The sequence below is a fragment of the Pedobacter sp. AC464 genome, assembly GCF_979253075.1.
This window is the reverse complement of sequence record NZ_CEEDBV010000001.1, coordinates 2,434,733-2,454,065: the sequence shown is the minus strand read 5'-3', so window position 1 is coordinate 2,454,065 and position 19,333 is coordinate 2,434,733. Positions and strand designations below refer to the sequence as shown.

The window sequence follows — 19,333 nt, the reverse complement described above, 5'->3', positions numbered from 1 at the left end:
ATGAAATTTTATAAACCATTATATTTTACCCTTGGTGCGGCATTAGTGTTCGCATCTTGTAAGAAAGATTTTCTAGAAATCACACCTACATCGGTTATCAGTACGGCCTCTGTAGAAAACGATAGTACAATTTTCGAAGCTTTTGTACTTAACCGCTATGTAAGCCCAAGGCTGCAGGAAAAAGAAGGCGAAGGCTCCAACCCGGGCTTTGGCCGCGGCTTTGAGTACAGCATGATGAGTTCGTACACGGATGAGTCTATTTACAACAATGACGATGGAACCTGGTCTATGCAGCGGGGGCAGGTATCGCCAGATAATTTAGGAAGCACGGCTTCTTTCTGGTCGCGAAGTTATCGCAGCATCAGAGAATGTAATTATGCGCTACAGGTTTTATCAAAAATACAGATGAGTGCCGGGCATAAAAAATTAATTGAGGGCGAACTTAAGTTTATCAGGGCGTTTCGTTACCAGGACATAATCCGCAATTATGGTCCGGCGGTACTTCTGGGCGATAAAGTAACCCAGCTTGATGACAATTTACAGGATGAATCGTTATTTAAAAGGGCAACATTAAAAGAAAGTATCGATTACACTGTTGCACAGCTTGATGCAGCGGCGGCCTTGCTGCCATTGAATAATTCGTCTTTTTGGATGCTTGGGCGTGCAACTAAAGGTGCTGCGCTGGCGCTCAAATCGAGATTGACGCTTTATGCTGCAAGCCCGCTTTACAATTCGGGAACCTGGGCTTCTGCAGTTACAGCTGCTCAGGCAGTAATCAGCTTAAATAAATACGGCATCTACACCGGCGGTTATAACAAAATGTTTCTCGAAAATGAAACCAACGAAATGATTTTCGAGCGGTTATTTACCACCAATGCCAGGCACGTATGTTTAGAAATTGCCAACGGGCCAAATGGTTATAACGCCTGGGGTGGAAACACGCCACTTCAAAATCTGGTTGATGATTATCAAACCAGCACAGGAAAAGCCATAAGCGAAACCGGTTCCGGTTACGACCCGGCGAAACCCTATGCCAACAGAGACCCACGTTTTGCTTATACCGTAATTTATGATGGTGCAAGCTATCGTGGAAGAAACCTGGAAGCTTTTATCCCGGGAGGAAAGGATAGTAAAGATGGAAATTCAAACTGGAATACTACCAAAACCGGCTACTACCTTAAAAAATTCATGAATGATGCTTTCCCGATTGATAATCCATGGGATGTTGCGGGTTTACAACCCTGGATTTACCTGCGCTATTCGGAAATTCTTCTAAATTTTGCGGAGGCAGCAAATGAGGCATATGGCCCGGATGCGGTGCCTGCGGGCTCATCAATGTCGGCAAGGCAGGCAGTGAACATGGTTCGTGCCCGGCCAGATGTTAACATGCCTGCGTTGGCAACCGGTCTTAGTCAGGCCGATATGCGCACGGCCGTTCGATATGAAAGAAGGGTAGAACTTGCTTTTGAAGAGCATCGCTATTATGATGTTCGCCGTTGGAAAACTGCAAATGTTGTAGAAAGTAAACCTGCGGCTGGCATTATTGTAACTAAAACAGGAAACACATTAAGTTATGCGACCAAAGTAGCTTTGGATGGTAAAACATTTCAGGATAAGCAATACTGGTTACCAATCCCAAGAGCTGAAATTCTTTCATCGGGAGGCAAACTGGAGCAAAATCCGGGTTATTAATTAAATTATTATATAAGATCTGCCGGCTTAAGTGTCTGTCAGATCTTATTTATTCACTTGTTATGCGCACGCTTCCTTTAAGAATTCTAAGCATTATAATTTTTAGCACGCTTTATTTGCCGATAAATGTGCTGGCACAAAACAGAACAATTCAGGCTAGCATCGATTTTAGCCAGCCGGCGCAAACCATGGAAGGTTTTGGCGCTTCTGACGCGTGGACCTGTAGGTTTATTGGCCTGTGGCCAGATGAGCAGAAAAACAGGATTGCCGATTTGCTTTTCAGCACTAGGGTGGATAAGGAAGGGAATCCTTTAGGAATCGGACTAAATTTTTGGCGTTTTGCCATTGGTGGCGGAAGTGCGGCGCAAGGCAATGAAAGTGGTATCCGTGATGAATGGAGAAGGCAGGTATCTTTTCTACAAACGAATGGTACATATGACGAAAACGCGATGCCCGGGCAAATTTGGTTTTTGAATGCAGCTAAAACACGCGGTGTGAAAACTTTTATTGGTTTTGTAAACAGCCCGCACGTAAATTTTACGCTTAATAAAAAGGCTTTTTCCAGTGATGGGAAAACCAACCTCGACTTTGCAAAGGTCGATGCTTTCTCAAATGATATGCTGAAAAATATTGAAATTATCAGGAAGAAAACAGGCGTGGAACTTGCTTATTTAAGTCCGGTGAACGAGCCGCAATGGAAATGGAATGAAGGAAACCAGGAAGGTTGCCCTTACACCAACCAGCAGATAGGCAATGTTGTGAAAAGTTTAAGTAAAACGCTTAGCCAGGCAAAAGTTAAAACGAAAATTCAGCTGGCGGATGCTGGTCAGTTAAATTACCTTACGAACCATCCTGACAGTGCAAAAAGCCGTCAGGTAGATTACTTTTTCAATCCGGCTTCAATTGGTTTTGCTGGTTCACTTCCAAATCTGGATAGAAGCATATCCGGACATAGTTATTTCACCACAAGCCCCGAGGAGAAAGCAATAGCCATACGAGAAACTGTTGGTGATGAGGTTGCTAAACATAAAGATTTGAGATTTTGGATGTCGGAATATTGCGTTCTCGGCGATAGTTTGCTCAAAGGTGAAGGTCGCGATTTAGGCATGACCACTGCCCTTTTCATCGCAAAACTTATCCATCACGATTTAATTTACGCAAACGCCACCTCCTGGCAATGGTGGCTGGCTGTTTCAACAGGAGATTATAAAGACGGCTTGGTATACGTTGATAAAAGTAAGGCCGGCGGAAAGGTTTATGAGAGTAAACTGTTGTGGGGCCTGGGTAATTATAGCCGTTTCATAACGCCGGGAAGCATCAGGCTTGCAGTAAACATGGCAGATGAGAAAGACTTTTATTTATCGAGCTACTTAAAAAATAATGAGGTTATTACCGTTGCCGTTAACAACAGTGACAGCGTTGTAAAATTAACACTTGACGGGATAAACCAGCAGCAAAAAGACGTAACAACATACGTTACCGCAGAAAACGAGAACCTTAAACGATTCGTTTCCGCCGCCAGCAACATCAATTTGCCGGCAAAATCTATTACCACGATTATTGCTAAAAAAGCAAAGTAGAAGAGTGTTGCGAATACTACATGAAGTCTAGGTAATGAGCTTCGGAAAATCTTTTAAAACACTGATGGTTAACGAGATGAAGGCAACGATCAAAAAATGAAACATATGAAAAAACGAGATATACTTTTTTTTAGCGCCGCGTTTGTGGTTGCGCTACTTTTTGGCTGTGGAAATGGAAGTTCGCAACACAGCTTCGCACTTGGCGACAGCACATTTATGCTTGATAACAAACCTTATCAAATCATTTCAGGAGAAATTCATTACCCGAGGGTACCAAGAGAAGCGTGGAGGGCGAGGATGAAAATGGCAAAAGCCATGGGTTTAAATACCATTGGAACCTATGTTTTCTGGAATCTACATGAACCCGAAAAAGGAAAATTCGACTTCTCCGGCAACAACGATATTGCGGCATTTGTGAAAATTGCTAAAGAGGAAGGCCTTTGGGTAATACTTCGTCCGAGCCCATATGTATGTGCTGAATGGGAATTTGGCGGCTATCCTTACTGGTTGCAAAACGAAAAAGGCTTGGAGGTAAGAAGCCGCGAAGAGAAATACCTTTCCGAATATAAAAAATACATCAACGAAGTTGGAAAGCAGTTGGCGCCATTACAGGTAAATCATGGTGGAAACATCATTATGGTACAGGTAGAAAATGAGTATGGTTCTTATGGAGCGGATAAGGTTTACCTGGAAATGAACCGAAAAATGTTTGTTGATGCCGGTTTTGATGGCCTGTTGTACACATGCGACCCCGAAAAGGATATTGTAAAGGGACATCTGGCAGGGCTAATGCCTGCAATAAACGGCCAGGATAGCCCGGCAAAAGTTAAACAAGCCGTTAGAAATTTAAATGAAGGTAAAGGACCGTTTTTCATTGCAGAGTGGTATCCTGCCTGGTTTGATTGGTGGGGAACACCCCATCATAAAGTGCCGGCCAGCCAATACACCGGCAAGTTGGATACTGTTTTGCAGGCAGGAATTTCAATAAATATGTACATGTTTCATGGTGGCAGCACCAGAGGGTTTATGAACGGCGCAAATTTTCGGGATACCATCCCTTTTGAACCGCAGATTAGCAGTTACGATTATGATGCGCCCTTAGATGAGGCTGGAAATGCAACCGATAAATTTATGAAGTTTAGAGCAGTAATCGCCAGGCACCTGCCTAAAGGTGAAAAGCTGCCAGACGTGCCTGCGGCCAAACCATCAATGGCATTAAATGCAATTACGTTCGATAAAGAGATTGGCATTTTCGATTATGTTGGCCCGGGAAAAGTAAATGAAAACCCACTAACGTTTGAAGACATGAACCAGGCCTACGGCTATATGATTTACCAAACGAAAGTTACCGGCGGTGCAAAAACCGAACTGAAAATAAATGGCTTGCGTGACTATGGAATTGTATTCATCGATGGCGTGAGAAAAGGCATTTTGGATAGGCGGCTGGGACAAGAAAGCATGATGCTAAAAGTTCCTGCAGGAACGCATTCGCTCGAAATCTTTGTGGAAAATATGGGGCGGATCAATTTCGGGCCTAATTTGCTCAAAAATAAAAAAGGAATTGTTGGCGAGGTTACTTTCGGTGGCAAGGTGCTAAAATCGTGGACAATGTTCAGTTTGCCTTTTGATAAAGTGGAAACGTCTAAAATTAAGGAGACTAAATCTGCAAAACAAACGCCTGTATTAAAGCTTGCATCATTTGAAGTAGCAAAACCCTTAGACACTTATCTCGATTTTAGGAAATGGGGCAAAGGAGTGGTTTGGGTAAATGGCCACAATTTGGGTAAGTATTGGAGCATTGGTCCGCAACAAACCGTTTATCTTCCTACCGAATGGCTAAAAAAAGGGAAGAATGAAATAGTTATCCTGGAACTTAACAAACCAGAAATAAATCAATTAAGCAGTTTGGAGCAACCAATTCTCGATCAGATGAGCGACAATAAATAATCTTTCACACAAGCAAATCAATCATTCATGATGTGCATTAAAAAATATGTATCCGCCGTAGGCATTTTACTCAGTTTGGCGGCTTGTAGTAAAAAAACCGAAGAGATTGTGGCGCCCGTAATACCAGAGCCTGCCTTGGTTCATCCACTTATTGCGGGGGTAAACTGGGCTGATGCACGAGATAATTTTGTAGATGGCTGGGTTATCCCATCGGGGCTTGAAGCTGGCGATACTTACGCCGTTGTTGCGCAAAAATCTGCAAAAATTTACGATGGAATTATTACCAACTTACCCGGTGTGAACGCCATCAGGCTCCCAATAAATCCACCTTCTGTAACAGAACCCTGGTGGGATGCGTACCAGGCAACAGTTGACCAGGCGCTGGCAAAAAAAATGAAGGTAATTTTGTGTTGCTGGGAAAGTTCAAAAGCCAAAGATGGGCTGATAGATGATATGGATGCATTTTGGAAAATGTGGGCCGTAGTTGTAGATAAATATGGCCAGCAGGGCGATGTGTATATCGAGGTTATAAATGAACCATATGGTTATTCTCTGCCGCAACTCGGAACTGTTTACGAACAGTTTCTGGCGAAATTCCCCAATCTCCCCAGAAGCAGAGTGCTGTTATCGGGTACCGGCTATTCGGAAGACGTAAATGGAATTGGCGCAGATGCAAGATTTAAAGACTGTTTACTAGCCCTGCACAATTACGCTTTTTGGAATGTAAGAAGCCAGACTGATTGGGAAAACAACTGGCGTTCGAGGTACGGAGCATATGCATCAAGAACAGTTGTTACTGAATTCGGCGCCGGAATGACGACCGGAAAAAATTACACGGGTGCTGTAGGAACTGATAATGAAGTTGCTTACATGGTTGGCTCTACAAACGTATTTAGAAATGCCGGACTTTCAAGCGTGTACTGGCCCGGCCTGCGGGATGGAGACAGCTATGGGCTTTTAAACAAAACCGGCAGTGGTACCGATTTAAAATTAACGGTTTCCAACACATCCGGAGCAGCACGTTTACGCTTTGGCTGGGGCTATTAACTGATGTGGTGTTCAAAGCGTTTTGCCCGGGGTACTGTCAGCATTCAGTGAATCCGTTTTGCTACTGTCTTTTTTGTTATCGGTACCATTATTTCGACCTGCTTTCACAGATCCGCTTCCCGGATGTGAATCGGCCGGACTATTTTGCCCGGATGTACAATTTGCCAACATGAGCGCCAATGGAATTATCATCAATTTAATATACCTTTTCATTGTCTTATTTTCTTTCTATTACAAATGTTATTTTGCTTTGTTTAAAGAATATGAAAAGGCCGTATTTCGCTTTGGCTCTCGTATTTATACTTTAGTTAATCTGCAAATCCCCACAAGATCTGAGTAGTAAAAGTTTCACACAATTGGAAACAGCAATTGCAAAATCAAAAGGCAAATTACATGTCTACGCTTAAACATCTTCATCCGTGTTAAGCGGAGATAGCAAGTCAGCGTCATTGTTTGGTTTTTTTAAAGTAGACACCGCATTAACCCGTTTGCTCACCTGAACGCGTTTCATTAATTCTGCAGGGAAAGTATTTAACACCGCTAATTTACTGGCGAGTGGCCTTGTCTTGCTCAGCCAAATATCTTCCTCAGCTTTGGAAAGTATTACGGGCATACGCTTTTTGTCATGTATTTCAGCTACCAATGTATTAGCCTCGGTTGTTAAAATACCGTATGTTCTAAATTTTTCATTTGTTTCCGGGTCTACCCATTGCGACCATAAGCCGGCAAAGCAGAATAGCTTTCGATCGTTTACCGTAAAGCGATAAGGCTCCCGGTCTCCATTATCGAGTTTTTTCCATTCATAAAAACTATCGGCAATTACTATACAGGTTTTATGGTTAACCAAAAGCGGGCGCCACAATTTGCTTTCCATTGCTGTTTCGCTTTTGATGTTCCAGGTATCTCTGGTAAGTTTTAAGTTATCAGCGAAATATGGAACGATGCCAAAAGCCATCTGCTGGATAATGTCAGGCTCATCAGCAGTAATTACCAGGCCTTTCTGAGTAATGGCGAGGTTATAGTTTGGTGTCCACTCACCCTGAATCTGATGCGGGTGCGTTTTTAGTATCTCTTTCTCCTCGGCAGTTAAGGTGTATCTTGCGCACATATTAATGTATTTGCAAGGATAACACGCTTGTTGTTCAGACTGTTTTATTTCTTCTGTTTTGTTTTCGGCTTGTCGTTAATCTGATTAAGTGTTGCGGCTTCTTTAAGTAAATATTGCTTTAGTAATTTAATTAGTTCCTTCATATTATCTAACTTTTATGATATCGTTCCAATTTGTGGTGTAACAAGGACTTAAAAACTGCCTTTTCATAGTCCATTGCTGTTTCAGGCCTTCTCCAGCCATCTTTAGTGTTCCGGCTCCATAGTGCATGTTTAGCCTGTCGAGTACTTTCGATACCTTATCATGTTTTACACCCTTAAAATCGCTGAAGATATTCAGTTGCACTTCTTGCTCGGGTATAAGGCCAGTTGCTGTTACCTCTACTTTCTGAAATAAATAGCCACGCAGGTAAATCTTTTTCAATCCCTGCAGCGCAACCCTTACCAAATCTACCGTATTGTTTACCGGGTGTTCAAGCGGAATGGTAATGGCCGGGTAGGCCTGCAAAGCCTCGGGGCCGAATTTATTTGTTAGCAGGCGAACAGAAATTACGCCGGCGCATAATCTTTCCCGCCTGAGCTTAACGCCTAATCGTGCGGCATAACTGGATGTCGCTTCTTTTAATTGATTGTAATCAGTAGTTAGTTTGCCGAAAGCCCTGCTGGTGCACATTCCTTTTTTCGGGTCGAGTATGGTTTTTAAGGGTATGCAGCTTTCGCCCCAAAGCTCACGCCACATCCTAAGGCCCACAACAGTCATGTTCGATTGTACCCAATCCATGGGTAAATTGCGAAACTGTGCCGCTGTTTCAATGCCTCCCTTAATTAGTTTATGGCTAAATTGCCTTCCAATGCCCCATAAATCTTCCACAGGATAATCAGCCAAAGCATCGGCAATCTGCGCTGCGGTTTCCAGCACCATTACGCCATTAAATTTTTTCGATGTTCTGTTTGCTACTTTCGCTAAAACCTTGGTAGGTGCAATCCCCACACTTATAGGTATACCCGTATTGTTCATTACTGTTTCCTTGATTGCGGTGCCGTAATCGGCTAGCTTTTCAAGGCCGCTTAAGCCGAGGAAACATTCATCTATGCTGTAAACCTCAACCTCGGGCGTAAACCTGGCCAGGTTGGTCATCACCCTTGCACTTATATCGCCATATAAAGTATAATGGCTGCTGAAAACTGCAATGTTATGTTCTTTTATGGCTTCCTGTATTTTGAAGAAAGGCGCACCCATTTTTATCCCGCAAGCCTTAGCTTCATTGCTCCGGGCAATTACACAGCCGTCATTGTTGCTTAATACCACTACTGGCAAACCATTATATTTTGGTTCGAACAACCTGTGGCAGCTTGCGTAAAAGTTATTACAATCTGCCAGTGCGAACATGCTGATGCTTGGTATGGGGTAAGCAGGTCCAGGTTACTGCACCGAACACGGTGATATTTTTCCCGGTGATGTTAAGACAGGCATCCATACTGTCGTTCAGGCACAAAAAAGTATTTTCACCTTTGATAACCAGTTTTCTGGTAAGCCATTCTTCATCCACACAACACACAATTAGCATACCTGAGCAAACCTTTACTGATTTATCTACAACGATGATGCTACCTTTCATAATGCCGAAGTATCGCATTTGGTTGTCGTCTGCTTCAAAGTAAAAAGTGTTGGTGGGGTCGCTCACAATTTTCTGTGCAATGTGCAACCGCCTTTGTTTGTAATCCTCCGCAGGGGAAATAAAACCTGAAACCCGTCCTGGATTATCCAGCGTATCAATCAGTTCATTTTTCGGTATCTCTAACTCTCTAATCATAAGCTTAAACTTTCAAACAAAAATACTAATAATATTAGCAATATAAACCTAAGTTATCCACATTGTGACTACCAAATTAAAAGATTTAGCTAACGCTGTTTTCGAGATATAAATTTTCTCTTAATACAAAAAACCTACTTATAGCTTTTAAAACGAATTAAATAAAATATTTAACGCTATAAAATCATCAGCTAAAATGTTTAAAAATAATATTGCATATCGCCTAGGCGACTTCTATTTTTGCTAATAAAATTAGTATTTGTATTGACGATAACTTTATTAAATTTTGTATGGCAAAGAAGTTTAAGTTTAGGAAGATGTACTTCCATTGCACCGATGGAAAGGTGATAGAAGAAAATGTTGAAATGACCTGGGCATACCGAAAACGTGAAACTGCACAATCGACATTAAAAACCAGCCCAACCCATATGATGTGGGAAGACAAAAAGAAGCCGATACCTAAAAAAAGCGTTGAGGGTTTTTACCTGGTTCATGAAAGTTTATTTGAAAAGGAAGTGAGCCAGGAAAAGTCAAAATGACCGTCTACCCATCTGTCTGTAGAAGCCATTTCTTGTGATAAAGCATATAACAGACGGGGCCATATTGGGCTTTGAAATATAAAACCGGTCTGGTCAGCCCCAAGTCTTTTGCAAAAAAGGGCAGCCACCACAACGCGACTACCCTAATATACACTAAAGCTATTTTCTAAACACCATTCAAATAAAGGAAGTTTTGTAAAAATAAAAAGCAGTTGCATTTAATTGCAACTGCTTTAATTACTCTAAACCAGTAAAGTAATCCCCAAATCAAATTTTAATCATCAATAGTAACCTAAGCTAGACATCAGTTAGTTCCAGATATCCGGCATAATATACGAGAGCTTGAAAAGAATGGTTTTGCAAAAATAAAAATTATTCCGCCTTCCGAACGTTGATTGCGGTGGTTTCAAGATTATCGTAGTTGATGTCGAAGTTCACTGTATCATAGGTAAACAAGTTTCCATGTGTGCTCCGGATATGAAATTTTATAAGAAGATTTCCATATTTTATATATCCGAAGCCTGCTATTTTATTAAAAACAGTTATTATCCCAACTTCCATATAGTCACTACATTGCTAAGCACCAATTGTTTTATCCTTCCATAAACAAGCTGGTTGTAAAAGAAAAAAGCAGACGTAAATCCATACGCCTGCTTTTTTCGAAATTAATTAATCTTTGTAAATATAACCCACAAAAAATGCTAAAGTTTTAGCAGGTTGAAATGAGAGCGTTTGAAGCATGGCGAACTAAAAACGAGTTTTTTAATCAGGCTTGGTTCAAATCGCTATCCGATGCTTAGCCTAAGTTCCACATCAGCAGAAAACAATGCTTGTTTGTGCCAGAAACGCATTAAATACGCCTTGCATGGTAAAGCGCAAAGCCATCTTGATATGAGGTAATTTATTAATTCTTATCCGAAGAATTAAGTAAATCCTACGGCTGTTAAAACCGCTGTTGATTCTTACACAGTCGCTTACAGCTTCAAAGTTGCCAGTCAATTTTTTTAGCTTGAAAAATGGCTTCTAAAATAAGCTACGGAAACCTATTCAAAGTGATATTTTTTCATATATTACGGCTTTAAAGGGGTGCGGGGCGCTTAATGGCATCGACACTTTAAATAGCCAAATATGCAGGGATAAAAATATGAAGAGGGGATTAACTCAAGAAGATGCTACCAACAGGGCGCTAGGAATGAACGAGATTACAGAAGTGGCTTCTATCTCAAGAATAATCTGTGGATGCGGGCATTTTATTGTCGGGCGAACCGGTCAGGATTTTAAAGGAACCGGGCTCGCAGAAATCTTAAATTACTACAGCCAAAAAGAACTGTGGGCTCTATTGCCCGGGCTAATTGAGCCTGCTGCTGAAGTTAAGCAGGCAATAGCTACCTTTCAAACGAAAACACCATTTCAATTCTTAAGTGCCTTTCCCATCGTGGGTGAAAATGGGTTAGTGATTGGTGTTCTGGCGGTTTTCGATGAAAAAGAAATACAGCTAAGTGCTGCACAGGCAGAAGCTATGGAAGTGTTGTGCATACAACTTGGCCGCTTATATGAAGAAGAATCCTGTAGCGACCTCGAAAATTACGCTGAACTCTTTGAACTGTCAGAAGACCTGATATGCATCTGCTCAACGGCGGGCGTAATAGAGCGTGTTAATCCAAGTTTCCAGCGAATATTGGGCTGGGAAGATGCGGAGATTGTTGGTAAGTCGCTTTTCGATTTTGTTTACGAAACGGACCGGAGAAAAACCATTGCCAGACTTGGCAGGTTGGTTTCGAGAGCAGGAAGCGTTAAATTTAAACACCGGCTACTAACCGCACGCAATACTTACCGTACTGTAGAATGGGTGGCAACTGTTGTACCAACAACAGGAAAGGTTTCGGCTATTGGGCGAGACATAACATACGAAATTGAGAAACAACAAAAACTTGCGTTAAGCGAAAATAAGTTCAAAGTTTTCTTTGAAAACTCACAGGGCCTGATGTGCATCCATGACCTTCATGGTAAATTCATTTCTGTAAATGAATCCGGAGCACATATTCTCGGCTATACGAAAGCCGAGCTTGACGGCAAAGGGCTCTATGATATTGTACCCAAAAAAAGGCATGAATATTTAGACGAATATTTGAAAGCAATAGCAAAACTTGGCCATGTTAAAGGCCAGATGATTACTTGCGCCAAAAATGGTACCGAGCGAATCTGGATGTTTTCGAACGTACTTCAAACAGATGAGCAAGGTGAAGCTTATGTCATCGGCAACGCCGTTGATATTACCGACAGGCATGCACTGGAGAACGACCTTCGGCACACCAAAGCCATTCTTGAACAAACAAACAACGTTGCCCGCGTTGGCGGATGGGAGCTTGACGTTGCTAAACAGCGAATCGAATGGACACCTGTTACACGGGAAATTCATGGGGTTGAAGAAACATTTATGCCCGACATAACTACCGCTATAAATTTTTATAAACCCGGAGAGAGCAGAAACAAAATTAATGAGGCTGTGGCAGACATTATGCAAACAGGAAATCCTTATGATTTGGAGCTGGAAATGGTTGATGGCCGGGGGAGGGAACTTTGGGTGCGGGCGATTGGAAACGCCGTTTTTAGCGATGGAGTGTGCACTCGTTTGTTTGGTACCTTTCAGGATATTGATAAATCCAAGCGATCAGAAATTGCGCTTGGTGCATCGAAAAAGCTTTTGGATGATGTACTTGATGCTGCGGCCGACCTATGTATCATCGCGACAGATAATGTTGGGCGGATTACTGTATTTAACAAAGGTGCCGAACAGCTTTTAGGTTACCGGGCATCTGAAATGCTTGGCGCACAAATGCCTGATTTTTTTGACCACCATGAGGAAGCCATTTTTACCGGTGCAAACGCAGCCGCAGATAAGTTTAAACCTAAAGATCTTAAGCATTATTTCGAAAGCTCGTCTGGTGCCGGTACCGCCACCCACGAGCTTATTTACAAATCCAGCAGTGGCGGGCGTTTCGATATTTCGCTAACCGTATCATCCATTACCGACCCGAAAGGCGCATCTGCGGGCTATCTTGGCGTAGCAACAGACATCACAAAACAAAAGCAAATGGAGGCCGAGCTTGCCACAGAGCGTGCCCGTTTGCTTGCCTTTATCGAACACACGCCTGCGGCGGTAGCCATGCTAGATAACGATATGCGTTACCTCGCCGTAAGCCGAAAATGGATGGAAGATTATAACTTTGCAGCGCAAAACATTATAGGTGCCTCGCACTATACCATGTTCCCTAACCTGGATGAGGAACGAAAACTACGCCATCGGGAAATTTTAAAGGGAAAGGTTGATAGACGAGAAGAGGATGTATTTGTCGATTCGCTTACCGAAAAGCAGCACTTTATTACGCTGGAAATGAGGCCCTGGTATAAATCAGAATTTGTAATCGGCGGGATGATGATATTTACGCAGGACATTTCGGGCATGATAGCCCAGCGAGAAGAACTAAGGGCGGCAAGGATACATGCTGATGAGGCAAACCTGGCCAAATCTGAATTTCTGGCAAATATGAGCCACGAAATCCGTACCCCACTTAATGGCGTTATCGGTTTTACCGATTTGGTACTTAAAACCAAGCTTGATGAAACCCAGCAGCAATACCTTAAAATCGTAAGCCAGTCTGCGGGTGCGTTACTAAATATCATCAATGATATTCTCGATTTTTCGAAGATTGAAGCCGGAAAATTTGAGCTCGACATCGAAAAATGCGACCTTTTTGAGATGACCTTTCAGGCTACTGATATTACAACCTATCAGATACAGTCGAAAAACCTGGAGATGCTGTTAAATCTGGCACCCGATTTACCACGTTTTATATGGGTTGATGATGTGAGGTTGAAACAGGTTTTGATAAATCTGTTGGGCAATGCATCTAAATTTACAGAACAAGGCGAAATTGAACTTAAAGTTCAGCCATTAGAGAAGCTCGATGAGAAATGTCTTTTCCGCTTTAGTGTCCGCGATACAGGAATCGGAATTCAGCAGGATAAGCAGGAAAAGATTTTTGATGCTTTTGCGCAGGAAGATTCTTCGACCACAAAAAAATATGGTGGAACCGGGCTGGGCTTAACCATATCTAACAAGCTTTTGCGCATGATGGGCAGCAGGTTGCAACTGCTAAGTACACCTGGAATTGGAAGTACCTTTTATTTCGACATATTGCTGGATTGTGAACAAGGAGAGGCAGTAAACTGGGAGGCTATAGATTCGCTCAAAAATATCCTTATTGTAGATGATAATGACAATAACCGTCACATCCTGTCGGATATGCTTAAATTGAAACACATTGAAAGCGATTTGGCTAAAAACGGTTTTGAGGCACTACAGCATCTTGCCAGCGGAAAACGTTATGATGCCGTACTGATGGACTATCATATGCCTTTTATGGATGGCCTGGAAACAACAGCCAAAATCAGGCAGACTTTTTTTTCCAGTCATGAGGAATTACCGATTCTGTTGCTGCATAGTTCGGCCGACGACAGCACGCTTATTAATGCAAGCCGCACCCTACATGTGAGTCACCGATTGGTGAAACCCATTAAAATGCCCGATTTATACAATGCACTTTCACGGCTCCACGTTTTGGAGAAAGAACCTGCACAGGCAACGTTGCAGCCGCGGGTATTGAGCAGCGAGGTTGTAACACCAGAAAGTAGCACAATATTAATCGTTGAGGACAATGAAGTAAACCGCTTTTTAACCAGAACATTGATTAGCAAACTTTATCCCGCTGCAAAAATTATGGAAGCTAAAAACGGTCAGGAGGGTTTTGAACAATTTGTTTTAACATCTCCAGACTTAATCTTGATGGATGTACAGATGCCGGTAATGAACGGTTATCAGGCTTCTGCGGCGATTAGAGAGGCTGAAACCAATAAGCGTACGCCAATTATTGCCGTTACTGCTGGAAATATTTCCGGAGAAAGAGAAAAATGCCTCGAAGCAGGTATGGACGATTTTGTAACGAAACCTATTCTAACAGGCACACTCGAAACGGTTCTTGGCCGTTGGCTGGATGCACAACAGGAGGAGCAAAGCAATCAGGTTGCACATGCTGAGGATGTTAATGCACATTTCGATGCAGCTAAGCTAAAAGTGTATTATGGCGAAAATAAGGAGAAGTTAGCAAGAATAGCCTCACTAACAATAAGTCAGCTGCAGCAATCATTAATTGATCTGAATGAGTACGTTGCGGGTGGTGAACTTGAAAACATCAGGTTGCTTGGCCATAAGCTATATGGCACCTCGGTATCTGCAGGGCTGGTGTATCTGGCCGAACTTTCAGGCAAACTGGAGGTACTTGATGAGATGGATAGTGACTTGCCTGCAAGGCTCCAAAGAGAATTTATTGCAGAAATTTCATTGCTCACCGAAATTTTAACTTCGAGGTACCTGAAATGATGCCGTAATCATTTTCGATGAAAAATCAATGAGTTTAAATGGTTGCCAGCAGTCCGGATGGCAACTATTTATTTTTGTTAATTCCGATGCGTTTCATAACCGGGGCTGCTGTTAGGCCATGTAATATCACGGAAATAAGGATGGTAAAGGTTACAATTGCCCAAAGTGCATCCTGCTGCTTAAATTTTGCTTCACCGAAGGCAAAAGCCAGGTAATATATTGAGCCCATACCTCGAATACCGAAGAAGCTGATTGCAAATTTTTCCTTGAGCGGAGTTGAATTTCCTAAGAGCGAAATAAAAGAAACTACCGGGCGCACAACAATCACAAATCCGATTGATACGAGTGCCATCTTCAAATTTAGTGGCGCAAGAATGCCGCCAACCAGAGAACCACCAAAAAATATTAGCAACACAGCAAGAAGCATCCGTTCCATCTGGTCGGTAAAGGAATGGAGTTGTTTATGGTATTCATGGCCTTTTTCGTAGTGCCGAAGCGTAATGCCGGCAACAAACACAGCAATAAATCCGTAAGCGTGAAATGATTCGGTAATTGCGTAGGTTATAAAGGTGAGCGAGATGGCAAGAAAACCATCAGACGCTTTTAGTAAGCGATATTTCTCTGAAATTGAAAATACCAGATAGCCTACCAGTTTGCCGCACAGCCAGCCTATAATTAAGCCTGCGGCAATTTTGTACACCAAATAAAACCAAGTCCAGTGCCATAAAGAAGACGAACTAACGCCCTGCGAGGCGATCACGATTGCAAGCCAGGTAAATGGGAAAGCAAGGCCGTCGTTAAGGCCTGCCTCTGAGGTCAACGCAAATCGCGGCTCGGACTTTCCGTGCTCATTTGGAGGCCCAACCTGCACATCTGCGGCGAGCACAGGATCTGTAGGTGCGAGCACTGCGGCCAGTAAAAGCGCAGCGGATAAATTTAGACCCAAAACGAAAAAACCCAGCAATGAAGAAATTAAAATAGCCAATGTCATGGCGATGAGTATCAGCCTTAGCGGCGTAGACCATTTCCGAAAGGAAAAACTTCGGTCGATTTTGATGGCAGTACCCATTAAAGAGATGATAACAATAAGCTCTGTCAAATGCACCACAACGCTATTATCATGCTGTGGAAGAGGGGATGGCAACACTTTGGGCCAGATTAGGTAGATTAAAACACCAATTGCCACATAAACAATTGCATACGACAAGCCTAGTTTTTTTGCCAGTGCGGGGATAAAGGCCATGCCAATACTGGCAATCCCAGCAATTAGCATTAATAGGATATACTGGCTCATTATCTAATATTTAAAGAGATTGAAAATGCAGCCATAGTATCGAGGTTATTCGCCAAATTGAAGTCATCCGTTGTTTTAAAATAAAATAAAGTGGCGTCAGAATTTCTAATAGTTGATCGAAAAAACAACGGCACACTGCCCAAAAATTAAAATGTTTGTTTCCGTATATGGCGGCAAACTGAATGCGATAATATGCTTTCGATTTCAGTTTATCCACTTACGTGCTTACAGGAAAGCAACATTAATTTATCTTTTTGGTTTCGATTATTTCCTGGGATTTCAAAAGCTGCAAATTGATCTTCAGCCTCAACAACCTAATTAATAAGTTTGCAAGTCGTTCACGACAAAGAAAAAGCATTCCTGCTTTTTGAGTGCAAGACTGTAAAATTACGATCCGCTGGTGCAGGTCGGTAGCATTGGTAACTAAAAAGTTTACTGCATGAGCTTTCCTCCGCAAACCGCATCGAGGTTGTATTTAATCATCCGGTATTTCTTAACATTACTCCTTTGCCGTAATAGAAGTTTCTGTGTAAAATGTTGTGCCTATTGCTTTGAGCTGCCAGTTTGAATTGGCTTAGAAGTTATCTTAGCTAAGTTGCGAATGGGTTATCCATGAGCATCAAAACGTATTTATTAGCTCCTATCTCGCTGGCCCGGGAAACGGAACCACTTGTGTTACCTGCATGGCAAAAATTTTCCAGATACCCTGCTTTTTTTCGAGCACCGCTGTGATGAATTTATGGTTAACAGTTCCCTTGTTAACAACACCTCCGGGAACCGTGTAATCTGCTTTAGCAGTGAGCGTTTCTTTTATATGGGTTACAGCAGATGTAGAACTGGTGAATTTAATATCTAACACTTCAAGTTTAACTTCAGTTGGCTTAATACAGCATTCATTAATCTTATTAAATTCACTTTCAATCTGTTTTCTTCCCTTCCAGTAAAGTCCTAAAAAGTTAATAAGTACGCAATCATCTGAGAAGAAACCGGTATAACCTGCAATGTTATTTTGATTCCAGTAAGTTTCCTGTTGACGGACAATGTTCCTGATTGCCGTTTCACTCGTTTGAGAAAAACCCCTCAGACTCAAAATGAGTAAACATGATATCATAAATTTTTTCATAAAAGTTAAATTAGATTAAATGAGCCTGGTAAAACCTGGTTATTTATTGGGCGCTCAGAACCGGCATTATCCTGAGCACCCGTATTTTAAAGAGAAATCTAAACTTTTCCTTCAGCAATGCGGCAAAGATCGGCGATGGTGAAGTGCTTGTTGTTTCTATATGGTTCCCAGCAGGGCAAACAGGGCTTCCAAAACGGATTTTGAGACAGGAAGGATGTGTTATCACCCTCTAACAAGCCAACAAAAACTTCTGATACTATCCTCGACCCAACCTCACCAAGTTTTAAACCCATCTGCTGTGTTTCGGCCTCTTTCAAAATATAAAACCATAGGGGTGTGCTATGTTCGAAATTTACCTTATAGTGCTTTAAATCTTCAAATACTTCAGCATCCATCGGTTGCATACGCATAGCATGGGCTACTCGTTGTCCGGATGGCAGCCCAAAGGTCAGGCTCCTAAGCAGGTTTCTGGACGCCAGGGAAATCACATCTGCCGAGGCGAAACCTGGTAATTGAAATAGGGGTGAAGATAGTTTGGTATCGATCAGTTTATTCGGGCGCATGCTCCCATCCCCAAGGTTGAAAAAGGTATGCCAGTCCAAAAATCTCCGTTCTGCCCTTTTTCCGCCTCTCAAATCATTTGGGTCCGCATGCAGCGGATCTGCCGAGAAATCAAATATATCTGCAAAAAAAGGCGTCGGATTTGGCTTATTTGCAATGCCAAAATTGGCCCTGTAAGATGGACGGATCTGACTGTGGCCAAACCGATAGGCAGCAACTGAAAACTCTACAGGAATAAATGGGCTGTTGTGCCAGCCGTAAAACTGCCTTCCCTTGTTTAAAACATCATCAACTACCTCCTGTCCGCAAAGCAAAGGCAGAAATTCATGCAATAATATCCATTGATAATGCCAGCGTACCAGCTCTTGAGCTTCCGTAAAAATTACGCCTGGAGATTTTGAAGGATATTTTGCCCGCAAAGCATCTACAACGGCATTATGAAACCTCAGGAAGAGCACCTGCAACTGCGAAACGATAAGATTTTCATCATTTCTTGGATCACCAATCAGCGCTGTATTTTGGGAATTTCTTGGTAAATCGCATTTATCAATATCATCTTTGCCTTTCACCCCCATCGGATGTAAAAGCATTTTAATTCCGAGCCCGTCCGATTGATCATAAAGATGCGGAGAAGCCCCCGGGCCACTTCCATAAACGTTATCCAGGGCGAGTGAAGGCGTTCTGAAATTTTCGATAAACTCGGGATCGCTTTGACGCTCAAGGCTGGAAGTTGGATCAAATGTTATGTCGTGGTCGATGAACTGCCCCAAAAAGGTCATTCCTGCACTCATCACAGGCGAATTCGGATTATTCACCTGCAGAAGGGGGTTAGTTATTAACTCTACCGGGTCTTTTGTCAAATCATCCTTTGCGTCCATTATGCCGCCTTTTTTACCAATATCGATAAGTGCTTCGCGAACTTTTTTTGTATCCGCCGCGAAAGGCGGAAGAGAGGGAAAGATTCTCCCGAATTTACCTTTGTCATAGAATCGGGACGTAAAAGGGACTATGTCCTGATAGAGGGCTCCATGTCTGCTCATAATCTTATATTTAGTTTCTGGTTAACTAAATATAGACAGTTATCATTTTATTATTGGAATATAGGAGCGGCTAATTGCTTTATTACGTGATAATTACCGTAAAACACGTACGGTATGTGTTAGTTTATAAAAGCATTTTTTTGATTTTT

At 42.3% G+C, this 19,333-nt stretch carries 13 protein-coding genes; 6 read left to right on the top strand and 7 right to left on the bottom strand.

Features of this window, described 5'->3' with window-relative positions:
• The 4 genes from AC0IWT_RS10630 to AC0IWT_RS10615 all read left to right on the top strand — a co-directional run bounded on the left by AC0IWT_RS10630 (position 1) and on the right by AC0IWT_RS10615 (position 6,266).
• The gene (locus AC0IWT_RS10630) at positions 1-1,692 is read left to right on the top strand and encodes a RagB/SusD family nutrient uptake outer membrane protein (RefSeq protein ID WP_471797182.1); all 1,692 of its coding nucleotides are present in this window, start codon (positions 1-3) and stop codon (positions 1,690-1,692) included.
• Positions 1,693-1,754: 62 nt separating this feature from the next.
• Positions 1,755-3,272: a glycoside hydrolase gene (locus tag AC0IWT_RS10625; protein ID WP_471797181.1), complete on the top strand. Its 1,518-nt coding sequence runs from the start codon at positions 1,755-1,757 to the stop codon at positions 3,270-3,272.
• A 105-nt stretch (positions 3,273-3,377) separates the two neighbouring features.
• Positions 3,378-5,219: a glycoside hydrolase family 35 protein gene (locus AC0IWT_RS10620; RefSeq protein ID WP_471797180.1), complete on the top strand. Its 1,842-nt coding sequence runs from the start codon at positions 3,378-3,380 to the stop codon at positions 5,217-5,219.
• Between the two features lie 27 nt (positions 5,220-5,246).
• Positions 5,247-6,266, top strand: coding sequence for a cellulase family glycosylhydrolase (locus tag AC0IWT_RS10615; RefSeq protein ID WP_471797179.1), 1,020 nt, complete (start codon positions 5,247-5,249; stop codon positions 6,264-6,266).
• Between the two features lie 12 nt (positions 6,267-6,278).
• Here AC0IWT_RS10615 and AC0IWT_RS10610 read toward each other — a convergent pair whose 3' ends face one another.
• The 4 genes from AC0IWT_RS10610 to AC0IWT_RS10595 form a co-directional block, all read right to left on the bottom strand.
• Complete coding sequence (locus AC0IWT_RS10610) at positions 6,279-6,479, bottom strand: hypothetical protein (protein WP_471797178.1); 201 nt, start codon at positions 6,477-6,479, stop codon at positions 6,279-6,281.
• 190 nt (positions 6,480-6,669) lie between these two features.
• Positions 6,670-7,374, bottom strand: coding sequence for an SOS response-associated peptidase (locus AC0IWT_RS10605; RefSeq protein ID WP_471797177.1), 705 nt, complete (start codon positions 7,372-7,374; stop codon positions 6,670-6,672).
• 144 nt (positions 7,375-7,518) lie between these two features.
• Positions 7,519-8,691: a Y-family DNA polymerase gene (locus AC0IWT_RS10600; RefSeq protein WP_471797176.1), complete on the bottom strand. Its 1,173-nt coding sequence runs from the start codon at positions 8,689-8,691 to the stop codon at positions 7,519-7,521.
• Positions 8,692-8,740: 49 nt separating this feature from the next.
• Complete coding sequence (locus AC0IWT_RS10595) at positions 8,741-9,187, bottom strand: LexA family protein (RefSeq protein ID WP_056871717.1); 447 nt, start codon at positions 9,185-9,187, stop codon at positions 8,741-8,743.
• Between the two features lie 290 nt (positions 9,188-9,477).
• On the opposite strand from AC0IWT_RS10595, the gene AC0IWT_RS10590 reads away from it, so the two are divergent.
• Positions 9,478-9,726: a hypothetical protein gene (locus AC0IWT_RS10590; protein WP_082491595.1), complete on the top strand. Its 249-nt coding sequence runs from the start codon at positions 9,478-9,480 to the stop codon at positions 9,724-9,726.
• Between the two features lie 1,144 nt (positions 9,727-10,870).
• Positions 10,871-15,166, top strand: a complete 4,296-nt coding sequence (locus tag AC0IWT_RS10585; RefSeq protein ID WP_471797175.1) for a PAS domain S-box protein — start codon at positions 10,871-10,873, stop codon at positions 15,164-15,166.
• A gap of 64 nt (positions 15,167-15,230) precedes the next feature.
• On the opposite strand, the gene AC0IWT_RS10580 is transcribed toward AC0IWT_RS10585, so the two are convergent.
• From AC0IWT_RS10580 to AC0IWT_RS10570, 3 genes are all read right to left on the bottom strand, one after another.
• Complete coding sequence (locus AC0IWT_RS10580; RefSeq protein WP_471797174.1) at positions 15,231-16,460, bottom strand: cation:proton antiporter; 1,230 nt, start codon at positions 16,458-16,460, stop codon at positions 15,231-15,233.
• A gap of 640 nt (positions 16,461-17,100) precedes the next feature.
• Positions 17,101-17,583: an SgcJ/EcaC family oxidoreductase gene (locus AC0IWT_RS10575; protein WP_471797173.1), complete on the bottom strand. Its 483-nt coding sequence runs from the start codon at positions 17,581-17,583 to the stop codon at positions 17,101-17,103.
• 98 nt (positions 17,584-17,681) lie between these two features.
• A complete protein-coding gene (locus AC0IWT_RS10570; RefSeq protein ID WP_471797172.1) occupies positions 17,682-19,184 on the bottom strand; it encodes a peroxidase family protein in 1,503 nt (500 codons plus the stop codon).
• Positions 19,185-19,333 lie beyond the last annotated feature (149 nt).

Excerpts from the sequence above, each read along its gene's own strand:
- AC0IWT_RS10625 (WP_471797181.1), top strand. The coding sequence starts at position 1,755 with ATGCGCACGCTTCCTTTAAGAATTCTAAGCATTATAATTTTTAGCACG.
- AC0IWT_RS10610 (WP_471797178.1), bottom strand. The coding sequence starts at position 6,479 with ATGAAAAGGTATATTAAATTGATGATAATTCCATTGGCGCTCATGTTG.
- AC0IWT_RS10620 (WP_471797180.1), top strand. The coding sequence starts at position 3,378 with ATGAAAAAACGAGATATACTTTTTTTTAGCGCCGCGTTTGTGGTTGCG.
- AC0IWT_RS10575 (WP_471797173.1), bottom strand. The coding sequence starts at position 17,583 with ATGAAAAAATTTATGATATCATGTTTACTCATTTTGAGTCTGAGGGGT.
- AC0IWT_RS10585 (WP_471797175.1), top strand. The coding sequence starts at position 10,871 with ATGAAGAGGGGATTAACTCAAGAAGATGCTACCAACAGGGCGCTAGGA.
- AC0IWT_RS10580 (WP_471797174.1), bottom strand. The coding sequence starts at position 16,460 with ATGAGCCAGTATATCCTATTAATGCTAATTGCTGGGATTGCCAGTATT.
- AC0IWT_RS10605 (WP_471797177.1), bottom strand. The coding sequence starts at position 7,374 with ATGTGCGCAAGATACACCTTAACTGCCGAGGAGAAAGAGATACTAAAA.
- AC0IWT_RS10595 (WP_056871717.1), bottom strand. The coding sequence starts at position 9,187 with ATGATTAGAGAGTTAGAGATACCGAAAAATGAACTGATTGATACGCTG.
- AC0IWT_RS10590 (WP_082491595.1), top strand. The coding sequence starts at position 9,478 with ATGGCAAAGAAGTTTAAGTTTAGGAAGATGTACTTCCATTGCACCGAT.
- AC0IWT_RS10570 (WP_471797172.1), bottom strand. The coding sequence starts at position 19,184 with ATGAGCAGACATGGAGCCCTCTATCAGGACATAGTCCCTTTTACGTCC.
- AC0IWT_RS10630 (WP_471797182.1), top strand. The coding sequence starts at position 1 with ATGAAATTTTATAAACCATTATATTTTACCCTTGGTGCGGCATTAGTG.
- AC0IWT_RS10615 (WP_471797179.1), top strand. The coding sequence starts at position 5,247 with ATGATGTGCATTAAAAAATATGTATCCGCCGTAGGCATTTTACTCAGT.